At 73.7% G+C, this 10,350-nt stretch carries 10 protein-coding genes; 6 read left to right on the top strand and 4 right to left on the bottom strand.

Annotation, left to right across the window (positions count from 1 at the left end):
* Positions 1–39: 39 nt before the first annotated feature.
* Genes nuoH through BIV28_RS19375 form a run of 4 tightly spaced genes read right to left on the bottom strand, consistent with a single transcriptional unit; the run spans position 40 to position 2,577 of the window.
* A complete protein-coding gene (gene nuoH / locus BIV28_RS19390; RefSeq protein ID WP_076264176.1) occupies positions 40–1,005 on the bottom strand; it encodes an NADH-quinone oxidoreductase subunit NuoH in 966 nt (321 codons plus the stop codon).
* Positions 1,002–1,526, bottom strand: a complete 525-nt coding sequence (locus BIV28_RS19385; RefSeq protein ID WP_076264173.1) for an NADH-quinone oxidoreductase subunit C — start codon at positions 1,524–1,526, stop codon at positions 1,002–1,004. Before BIV28_RS19385 ends, nuoH begins: the two co-directional genes overlap by 4 nt.
* Complete coding sequence (locus tag BIV28_RS19380) at positions 1,523–2,218, bottom strand: NADH-quinone oxidoreductase subunit B (protein ID WP_083707530.1); 696 nt, start codon at positions 2,216–2,218, stop codon at positions 1,523–1,525. The genes BIV28_RS19385 and BIV28_RS19380 overlap by 4 nt, the downstream gene beginning before the upstream one ends.
* Positions 2,218–2,577: an NADH-quinone oxidoreductase subunit A gene (locus BIV28_RS19375; RefSeq protein WP_076264172.1), complete on the bottom strand. Its 360-nt coding sequence runs from the start codon at positions 2,575–2,577 to the stop codon at positions 2,218–2,220. Before BIV28_RS19375 ends, BIV28_RS19380 begins: the two co-directional genes overlap by 1 nt.
* Before the next feature lie 177 nt (positions 2,578–2,754).
* On the opposite strand from BIV28_RS19375, the gene BIV28_RS19370 reads away from it, so the two are divergent.
* The 6 genes from BIV28_RS19370 to BIV28_RS19345 are packed head-to-tail and all read left to right on the top strand — an operon-like array spanning position 2,755 to position 10,174.
* On the top strand, positions 2,755–4,683 hold the full coding sequence (locus BIV28_RS19370; RefSeq protein ID WP_076264171.1) for a 2-oxoacid:acceptor oxidoreductase subunit alpha: 1,929 nt from the start codon (positions 2,755–2,757) through the stop codon (positions 4,681–4,683).
* Positions 4,680–5,756, top strand: coding sequence for a 2-oxoacid:ferredoxin oxidoreductase subunit beta (locus BIV28_RS19365; RefSeq protein ID WP_076264170.1), 1,077 nt, complete (start codon positions 4,680–4,682; stop codon positions 5,754–5,756). The genes BIV28_RS19370 and BIV28_RS19365 overlap by 4 nt, the downstream gene beginning before the upstream one ends.
* 56 nt (positions 5,757–5,812) lie before the next feature.
* Entirely contained in the window at positions 5,813–6,778 is a 966-nt protein-coding gene (rarD, locus tag BIV28_RS19360) for an EamA family transporter RarD (RefSeq protein WP_076264174.1), read from the top strand.
* A 43-nt stretch (positions 6,779–6,821) separates the two neighbouring features.
* Positions 6,822–8,234: a class II fumarate hydratase gene (locus tag BIV28_RS19355; RefSeq protein ID WP_076264169.1), complete on the top strand. Its 1,413-nt coding sequence runs from the start codon at positions 6,822–6,824 to the stop codon at positions 8,232–8,234.
* Positions 8,231–9,790, top strand: coding sequence for an MFS transporter (locus tag BIV28_RS19350; RefSeq protein ID WP_076264168.1), 1,560 nt, complete (start codon positions 8,231–8,233; stop codon positions 9,788–9,790). Before BIV28_RS19355 ends, BIV28_RS19350 begins: the two co-directional genes overlap by 4 nt.
* A gap of 9 nt (positions 9,791–9,799) precedes the next feature.
* On the top strand, positions 9,800–10,174 hold the full coding sequence (locus BIV28_RS19345; protein ID WP_076264167.1) for a VOC family protein: 375 nt from the start codon (positions 9,800–9,802) through the stop codon (positions 10,172–10,174).
* Positions 10,175–10,350: the final 176 nt, after the last annotated feature.

Genomic DNA, 10,350 nt, shown 5'->3' with positions numbered 1-10,350 from the left:
GGGCAGGACGGGCAGGGCGGGTGGGCACGCTGCGGCGGCTCATCGGACCATCACCACGCCCACGGCGGTCAGGGCGAGCTGGAACAGCGACAGCGGCACGAGCCACACCCAGGCGAGGCGTTGGAGCTGGTCCTCGCGCATCCGCGGCCACGACACCCGCAGCCAGATGACGACGACCGCCACGAGGAAGCCCTTGAGCAGCGTCCAGAGCCAGCCGAGCATCGACTCGAGCGGACCGGCCCAGCCGCCGAGGAACAGCACCGCGAAGAGCAGCGAGAACACGACGATGCCGGCGTACTCGGCCAGCAGGAAGAAGGCGAAGCGCAGCCCGGTGTACTCGGTGAAGGCGCCGAAGACGATCTCGGAGTCGGCGACCGGCATGTCGAACGGCGGCCGCTGCAGCTCGGCGAGGGCCGCGACGAGGAACACGACCATGCCGGGCAGCTGCCAGAGCAGCCACCACGGCGTCCACGCCTCGGCGATGCCGATGACCGACAGCGTGCCGGCGGCGAGCGCGACCGAGGCGACGGACAGCACGAGCGGCAGCTCGTAGGACACGAGCTGGGCGGCCGCGCGCATGCCGCCGAGCAGGGAGTACTTGTTCGCCGAGGCCCACCCGGCCATGAGCGTGCCGATGACCCCGACGCCGACGGCCGCGAGGACGAGCACGACGCTCGCGTCGACGTCGGCCCCGACGACGCGCGGCGACAGCGGCACGACGGCGAGGGCCACGAGGTAGGGCACGAGCGCCACGAACGGCGCGAGCCGGAACACCCACCGGTCGGCGCGCGCCGGGGTGATGTCCTCCTTCTGGACGAACTTGACGCCGTCGGCGACGAGCTGGGCCCAGCCGTGGAAGCCGCCGGCGTACATCGGTCCGAGCCGGCCCTGCATGTGCGCCATGACCTTGTGCTCGGTCTGGCCCACGAGCAGCGGCAGGACGAGGAAGGCGGCGAGCACGGCGACGGCGCGCACGACGACCTCGAGCCACGGGGCGAGGGTCATCGCGGCCCCCACTCGGGGCCGGGGACGCCGGGTGCCTGGACGCGTCGGCGGCCGGGGGCGCGGGCGCTGTCGTGGCCCTCCCCCGGCTCCTTGGCGCCGGGCCACTGCTTCGAGGCGCGGGCCGCGAGGACGAACGACTTGCGCAGCGGCGTGCCCTCGAAGCCCTCGGGCAGCAGGAGCGGTCGCAGGCCCAGGCCGGTGCCGTCGTCGAAGCCGTCGAACTCGATGCCGAACATCTCGTGCGTCTCGCGCTCGTGCCAGGCGGCACCGGCGAAGACCGGAGTCAGCGACGGCACGGCCCGGTCGACCGGCACGCGGGTGCGCACGAGGACGCCGGTGGCGGAACCGGGCGTCCCGGGGTCGATGAGGTGGCAGACGACGTCGAACCCCGGCGCGTCGTCGCGGTCGGTCTCGTCGACGGCCGTGAGCCAGTCGAAGTAGGTGTGGCCCTCCTCGCGCAGCGCCAGGACGGTGCTCGCCCAGTCGCCGAGCGGGACGTCGCGCGGGTCAGCCGTGATCATCGGTCCGCCCCCGACGGCGCGCCGGTGCCCGACGCGTCAGGCGAGCGGGACGCGTCGGACCCACGAGCCGGAGGCGACAGGAGGGGCCGGCGCACGTCGCCCGAGCTCGCGACGCGGTGGCCGGCGTACCGGCCGCGGATGCGCTGGGCCGTGAGGCGCTCGTCGGCGATCTGCTCCTGGAGGCGGATGATGCCGTGCAGCAGCGCCTCGGGCCGCGGCGGGCAGCCGGGCACGTAGACGTCGACGGGGACGACCTGGTCGACGCCCTTGGTCACCGAGTAGGAGTCCCAGTACGGGCCGCCGGAGTTGGAGCAGGCGCCGAAGGAGATGACGTACTTCGGCTCGGGCATCTGGTCGTAGAGGCGGCGGATCGCCGGCGCCATCTTGTCGGTCACCGTGCCCGAGACGACCATGAGGTCGGCCTGCCGCGGGCCCGGCGCGAACGGGATGACGCCGAGGCGGATGAAGTCGTGGCGGCCCATCGACGCGGCGATGAACTCGATGGCGCAGCAGGCGAGCCCGAAGTTGAAGACCCAGAGGGAGTAGCGCCGGCCCCAGTTGAGCACGACCTTGATCGGCCGCGGGGCGTGGCCGCCGAGGGCACCCATCTGCACGGGCGCGTGGGCCGAGGCCACGGTGGGCATCGGCAGGGAGACGGGCTGCCCCGGCTGCGCGGGCTCGTGGTGGGCCATCACACCCACCTCAGCAGGCCGCGTCGGGCCGCGTGCGCCAGGCCGAGGACGATGACGCCGATGAAGATGCCCATCTCCACGAGGCTGGCCCGGCCGATCGACGCGTCGCGCAGCACGAGCGCCCACGGGAACAGGTAGATGGCGTCGACGGCGAAGACGACGTAGAGGAAGCTGAAGACGAAGTAGCGCACCTTGGTCTGGGCCCAGCCCTCGCCGACGGGGTCGACGCCCGACTCGTAGGTGGTCAGCTTGGCCGGCAGCGGGGCGCGCGGGGCCAGCAGCCGCCGGGCCAGCATCGCGGCGGTCACGAGGACGACGCCTGCGGCGAGCACCGCTGCGACGGCTACGTACCCGGACATGTCGGCCAGCCTATCCATGCCCGGAGGCGCGTGGCACGGTGCGTCGTGGGCACGAACCGCCGTCGTCCACGTTGTGGCACCTGCACAAAGTGGGCCGAGGTGCGTCATAGCATGGAAGAAGCCCGCCGCGTGCTGCCCCGGGCCGTGAATCGTAGGAATTCGAGGACGTCGCAGAGCATGAGCACCAAGAAGGTCCAGCAGCTCGATCGCGTGGTCATACGGTTCGCCGGGGACTCCGGCGACGGCATGCAGCTGACCGGTGACCGCTTCACATCCCAGACGGCGCTGCTCGGCAACGACCTCTCCACGCTGCCGAACTTCCCCGCCGAGATCCGCGCGCCCCAGGGCACGCTGCCCGGGGTCTCCAGCTTCCAGCTGCACTTCGCCGACCACAACGTGCTGACGCCGGGCGATGCCCCCGACGTCCTCGTCGCGATGAACCCGGCCGCGCTCAAGGCCAACCTGCGCGACCTGCCCCGCGGCGCCACCCTCATCGTCAACACCGATGAGTTCTCCAAGCGGAACCTCTCGAAGGTCGGCTACGCCCAGAGCCCCCTCGAGGACGGCTCCCTCGAGTCCTGGCACGTGCACCCCGTGGCGCTGACCTCGATCACGGTTGAGGCCCTCGCCCCGTTCACCGACCTGACGCGCAAGGAGAAGGAGCGCGCGAAGAACATGTTCGCGCTCGGCCTCCTGTCGTGGCTCTACACCCGGCCGATGGAGGGCACCGAGGCCTTCCTCAAGGGCAAGTTCGCGAGCAAGCCGGACATCCTCGAGGCCAACCTCGCCGCCCTGCACGCGGGCTTCAACTACGGCGAGACCACCGAGGACTTCGCCGTCGCCTACGAGGTCGCCCCGGCCCCGATGCGCTCGGGCGCCTACCGCAACGTCACCGGCAACGTCGCGCTGTCGCTCGGCCTCGTGGCCGCAGCGCACCGGGCGCACCTGCCGCTCTTCCTCGGCTCCTACCCGATCACCCCGGCCTCCGACATCCTCCACACGCTCGCCGGCCTCAAGCGCTACGGCGTCGCCACGATGCAGGCCGAGGACGAGATCGCCGGGGTCGGCGCCGCCCTCGGGGCCAGCTTCGGCGGGGCGCTCGGCGTCACGACCACCTCCGGGCCGGGCCTCGCGCTCAAGGCCGAGACGATCGGCCTCGCCGTCTCGCTCGAGCTGCCGCTCATCGTCTGCGACATCCAGCGCGGCGGCCCCTCCACCGGGCTGCCGACCAAGACCGAGCAGGCCGACCTCCTGCAGGCGATGTTCGGGCGCAACGGCGAGTCGCCGGTGGCCGTCGTGGCCCCGGCCACCCCGGCCGACTGCTTCGACACCGCGCTCGAGGCGGTCCGGATCGCGACGACGTACCGCACCCCGGTCATCGTCCTGTCCGACGGCTACCTGGCCAACGGGTCCGAGCCGTGGCGCCTGCCGCGCACCGCCGAGCTGCCCGACCTCACCGTCGAGCACGCCACCGAGCCCAACGCCACCGACGCCGACGGCAACCCGGTGTTCCACCCGTACCTGCGCGACCCCGAGACCCTCGCGCGGCCGTGGGCGGTGCCGGGCACGCCGGGCCTCGAGCACCGCGTCGGCGGCATCGAGAAGGCCGACGTCACGGGCAACATCTCCTACGACCCCGACAACCACGACCACATGACCAGGCTGCGCCAGGCCAAGATCGACGGCATCGCCGACAGCATCGACCCGATCGAGGTCGACGACCCGACCGGCGACGCCGACGTCCTCGTCCTCGGCTGGGGCTCCACGTACGGCCCGATCGCCGCGGGTGTGCGCCAGGCCCGCGGCCGGGGCGCCCGCGTGGCCCAGGCCCACCTGCGCCACCTCAACCCGTTCCCGGCCAACACCGGCGAGGTGCTCCGCGCCTACGACCGCGTCATCGTGCCGGAGATGAACCTCGGCCAGCTGGCCCTGCTGCTGCGGGCGAAGTACCTCGTCGACGTCGAGTCGCACACCTCGGTGCGCGGCCTGCCGTTCCAGGCCGGCGACCTCGCCGACGTCATCGCCGCGGCCTCCGCGTCGACGGTCGAGGTGCCCGCGCGCAACGGCAGCACCAACGGCGAGCTCGTGAAGGAGACCGCGAAGTGAGCACCGACCTCGGCATGCCCGCCGTCGGCACCGCCGGCGTCCCCCGCCTCGACGAGGGCGTCGCGCTGACGAAGAAGGACTTCACCTCCGACCAAGAGGTGCGCTGGTGCCCGGGCTGCGGCGACTACGCGATCCTCGCCGCCGTGCAGGGCTTCCTGCCCGAGCTCGGCCTCAAGCGCGAGAACATCGTCTTCGTCTCCGGCATCGGCTGCAGCTCGCGCTTCCCGTACTACCTCGACACGTACGGCATGCACTCGATCCACGGTCGCGCGCCGGCCATCGCCACGGGCCTGGCCGCCACGCGCGAGGACCTCTCGGTGTGGGTCGTGACCGGCGACGGCGACGCCCTGTCGATCGGCGGCAACCACCTCATCCACGCGCTGCGCCGCAACGTCAACCTCAAGATCCTGCTGTTCAACAACGAGATCTACGGCCTGACCAAGGGCCAGTACTCCCCCACCTCGCAGGTCGGGCAGGTGACCAAGTCGACGCCGCTCGGCTCGCTCGACACCCCGTTCAACCCGGTGTCGCTCGCGCTCGGCGCCGAGGCCAGCTTCGTGGCCCGGACCATGGACTCCGACCGCCAGCACCTGACCTCCGTGCTGCGGGCCGCGGCCGAGCACCGCGGGTCGGCCTTCGTCGAGATCTACCAGAACTGCCCGATCTTCAACGACGGCGTCTTCGACGTCCTCAAGGACCGCACCGAGGCGGCCGCCCGCATCCTGCACCTGGCCGACGGGCAGGAGGTCGGCACCGCCGAGACCGTCGTCGTGCGTGACGACCGCGGGTCGCTCGCGGTCGTGCCGCGGGCCGAGGCCGACCCGGCCCGCGTCGTCGTCCACGACGCCGGCGCGGAGGACCCCTCGGCCGCGTTCGCGCTCTCGCGCCTCGACTCCCCCGACCTCGGCCACGTGCCGATGGGCGTGTTCCGCAACGTCTCGCGCCCGACCTACGACGACCTGCTCCGCGAGCAGGTGGCCTCGGCGCGCACCACCGAGATCACCGACGCCGACATCGACGCCCTCCTCGCCGGCCGCGACACGTGGACCGTCGGCGAGACGCCCGACGCGTGACGACCTCCCGACCCGTCTCTCCTCCGGCCGCCCGACCCGCGTCGAGCCCCGGCGGCCTGGCGCCCGGCTCGCCCGAGGGCGAGGTCGGGCGCGGCACGCTGCTCGGCTTCGCGGCGTACGGCCTGTGGGGCCTGTTCCCGCTCTACTTCGACGCGCTGCGCCCGGCCGGCGCCTGGGAGATCCTCGCCAACCGGATCCTCTGGACGCTGCTGTTCTGCGCCCTCGTGCTCCTCGTGCGCCGCGACCTCGGCTGGGTCGCGCCGCTGCTGCGCCGGCCCCGGCTGCTCGTCGGGCTCACCGTCGCGGCCGTGCTCATCGCCGTCAACTGGGTCGTCTACGTCGCGGCCGTCGTGTCGGGCAACACGAGCGAGGCCGCCCTCGGCTACTTCCTCAACCCGCTCGTCACCGTCGCCCTCGGCGTCGTCGTGCTGCGCGAGCGGCTCCGGGTGCTCCAGTGGGTCGCCGTCGGCATCGGCGCCGCGGCCGGGGTGTACCTCGGGATCGCTGGTGGACGCGTGCCGTGGGTCGCGCTCTCGCTCGCCGTGTCGTTCGCCCTCTACGGGCTGACGAAGAAGAAGCTCGGCGCCAGCCTCGAGGCGCTGCACGGCCTCACCGTCGAGACCGTCGTCCTCGCACCGGTCGCCGCCGTGACGCTCGTCGTCGTCGGCCTGCACGGCGGGCTCGCCTTCGGCCAGCACGGCGCCGGGCACACGACGCTGCTCGTCCTGTCGGGCGTCGTCACCGCGGTGCCGCTGCTGTGCTTCGCCGCCGCCGCCCGACGCGTCCCGCTCGTGACGATCGGCCTGATCCAGTTCATCACCCCGGTCATGCAGCTGCTCTGCGCGGTGCTGCTGCTCGGCGAGCACCTGCCCGCCGAGCGGTGGGTCGGCTTCGGCATCGTCTGGGTGGCGCTGCTCGTCCTGACGACCGACTCGCTCCTCAGCGTCCGGGCCACCCGCCGGGCCAACCGCCGCGCGGCCCTCGAGCTGCGCCCGGTCCCCGCCGACGACTGCCCCCGCTGACGCCGAACCCCCACGCCGGCGTCCGACGTTGCAGGATGGGGTGATGAGCGACGCACCCGGGCAGGGCTTCCGGACCGAGCACGACTCGATGGGCGACGTGCAGGTGCCGGCCGACGCGCTCTGGGGCGCGCAGACGGCCCGCGCCGTCGAGAACTTCCCGATCAGCGGGCAGCCGGTCCCGCCGGGCGTCGTGCACGCGCTGGCCCGGCTCAAGGCCGCGGCGGCCCGGGTCAACGCCGACCTCGGCGTGCTCGAGGGCCCGATGGCGCAGGCCGTCGCGGCCGCGGCCGACGAGGTCGCGCGCGGTGAGCACGACGACCAGTTCCCCGTCGACGTCTTCCAGACCGGCTCTGGCACCTCGACGAACATGAACGTCAACGAGGTCGTCGCCCGGCTCGCCCGCCTGTCCTCGGGCCTGGCGGTGCACCCCAACGACCACGTCAACGCCGGCCAGTCGAGCAACGACACCTTCCCGAGCGCGCTGCGCGTGGCGGCCACGGTGGCCGCCGTGAACGACCTCGCGCCGGCGCTCGAGCACCTCGCGAAAGCCTTGGGACGCAAGGAGACCGAGTTCGCCGACGTCGTCAAGGCCGGGCGGACCCACCTCATGGACGCCGTGCCCGTCACCCTCGGCCAGGAGTTCGGGGGCTACCGCCGGCAGGTCGAGCTCGGGGTCGAGCGCGTCCGCCACGCGGCCGGTGCGACGGCCGAGCTGCCGCTCGGCGGCACTGCCGCCGGCACCGGGCTCAACGCCGCACCCGGCTTCGCCGAGGCGGTCATCGCGCGGGTGTCGGCCGACACCGGCGTCGCCTTCCGCGAGGCGCAGGACCACTTCGAGGCCCAGTCGACCCAGGACGCCGTCGTCGAGCTGTCGGGCGCGCTCAAGGTCGTCGCCGTCGGGCTGACGAAGATCTGCAACGACCTGCGGTGGATGTCCTCGGGGCCGCGCACCGGGCTCGGCGAGATCCACCTGCCCGACCTCCAGCCGGGGTCGAGCATCATGCCGGGCAAGGTCAACCCGGTCGTGCCGGAGGCCACCCTCATGGTGTGCGCGCAGGTCATCGGCAACGACACCACGGTGACCACCGCGGGCGCGGCCGGCAACTTCGAGCTCAACGTCATGCTGCCGGTCCTGGCGCGCAACGTCCTCGAGTCGCTGACGCTGCTCGCCGCGTCGGCCCGGCTGCTCGCCGACCGGTGCATCGACGGGATCACGGCCGAGGTCGAGCACGCCCGCACCCTGGCCGAGAGCTCCCCGTCGGTCGTCACGCCGCTCAACCGCTACCTCGGCTACGAGACCGCGGCGGCCGTGGTCAAGCAGGCCGTCCGCGAGCGCCGGACGATCCGGGAGGTCGTCATCGACCAGGGCCACGTCGCCGACGGACGCCTCACCGAGGAGCAGCTCGACGCCGCCCTCGACGTGCTCGCCATGACGCGTCCGCAGAGCCGGTCGTGACCGCCGGCGCGCAGGTCGGCGGGCTGGCCCTCGGCACGCGGGCCGGCCGGCTCGTCGTGACGGCCGCCGTGCTCGGCTCCGGCATGGCGATGCTCGACGGCACCGTCGTCAACGTCGCCCTCGTGCGCATCGGTCGCGAGCTGTCCGCCGACCTCGCCGGGCTGCAGTGGATCTCGAACGGCTACCTCCTCGCGCTCGCCTCGCTCATCCTCCTCGGCGGGTCGCTCGGCGACCGCTTCGGCCGCCGACGCGTCTTCGTCATCGGCGTCGCCTGGTTCACCCTCGCCTCGGCGGCGTGCGGCCTGGCCCAGACGCCCGGGCAGCTCATCGCGGCCCGGGTGCTCCAGGGCGTCGGCGGCGCGCTGCTCACCCCCGGCAGCCTCGCCATGATCCAGTCGACCTTCCGCCACGACGACCGCGGCCGCGCCATCGGCGCCTGGTCCGGCCTCGGCGGGATCGCCGCGGCGATCGGGCCGTTCGTCGGCGGCTGGCTCGTCGAGTACGCGAGCTGGCGCTGGGCGTTCCTGCTCAACGTGCCCCTCGGCGTCCTCACGGTCGTCATCGCGGTGACCGCCGTGCCGGAGACGCGCGACGCGCGGGCCGACCACACCTTCGACGTCGCCGGTGCGGTGCTCGCCACGCTCGCGCTCGGCGTCACGACCTTCGCCCTCATCGAGCACGACGCGCTCGGCGCCGGTGGCACCGCGGCGGTCGCGGCGGTCGGCATCCTGCTCGGGGTGGTGTTCGTCGACGTCGAGCGCCGCACCCACCACCCGATGGTCCCGCCGTCGCTGTTCGCCTCGCGCCAGTTCAGCGCCGCCAACGCCATGACGCTGCTCGTCTACGCCGCGCTCGGGGCGGTCTTCTTCTTCCTCACCCTGCAGCTGCAGACCGTCCTCGGGTGGGGGCCGCTGCCCGCCGGCGTGGCCACCCTGCCGATCACCGTGCTCATGCTCCTGTTCGCGGCCCGCGGCGGCGCGCTCGCGGCGCGGATCGGCCCGCGCGTGCCGATGACGGTCGGACCGGTGCTCTGCGGGGTCGGCACACTGCTGCTCTCCGGCGTCGGGGCGTCCTCGTCGTACTGGACCGGGGTGCTGCCCGGGGTCACGGTCTTCGGCCTCGGGCTCGTGTTGCTCGTCGCGCCGCTCACCGCCACGGTGCTCGCCGCGGCGCCGGACCGGTTCGCCGGGGTCGCGAGCGGCGTCAACAACGCCGTCGCACGGTCGGGCAGCCTCCTCGCGGTGGCCGCGCTGCCGGCGGCTGTGGGCCTGTCCGGCGCGGACTACGCCCGACCCGCGGCGTTCTCGTCGGCCTACCGCACCGCCATGCTCGTCTGCGCCGTCATGCTGCTCGCGGGCGCTGCGGTGTCGTGGCTGCTCATCCGCAACGACGCGCCGGAGCCCGAGGGCGAGCCCGGCGAGGTGGCACCGGAGACCGTGGCGGCCGCCGCGGCCGCACCGCGGGGCCCGGCCGGCTGGTCGTGCTCGGGCACGCAGGGCTGCCCCGGCACGAGCACCGAGCGCGCTGCGACCGTCGGGGCGGACCCGGCTCGCTAGCATCGGCCCGTGGAGCCACCTCGACCCGCGCTGCGCGTCGGCGCCGTCTCGCTCGACTGCGGCGACCACCGGGCACTGGCCCGGTTCTGGGCCGACCTGCTCGCGGGCCGCGTGCTGTGGTCGAACGACCACGCCTCGGCGGTCGACGTCGGCGGGCTCGTGCTCGTGGCGCAGCAGGTGGAGGGCCATGTGGCGCCCGCCTGGCCCGGCACCTCGGTGCTGCACCTCGACCTGACCGTCGAGGACGCCGGCTCCCTCGACGCGCTCGCCGACCGCGCCGTGTCGCTCGGCGCGAGCCTCGCCGACCCCCAGCCGGACCTGCGCTGGCGCGTGCTGCTCGACCCGGCCGGCCACCCGTTCTGCATCACGCCCTTCGCCCCGTGACCTCCGGCCGCGGCTACGCTCGACCGATGACGCTGGACGACGTCGCGGCCTTCCTCGCGACCCTCGATGGCTGCCGCGAGCGACGCGTCGACGGCCGGCGGGCTTGGTACGTGGCCGGGCTCCTCGTGGCGCGGGCCGACGCGCCCGGCACGCTGCTCGTGCGCCTCGGCGGCGAG

The sequence above is a fragment of the Intrasporangium flavum genome (assembly GCF_001956915.1).
GTDB classification, from domain to species: Bacteria; Actinomycetota; Actinomycetes; order Actinomycetales; family Dermatophilaceae; genus Monashia; species Monashia flava.
Note: the sequence above shows the minus strand (reverse complement) of the source record. Positions and strands in the feature narration are given on the sequence as shown.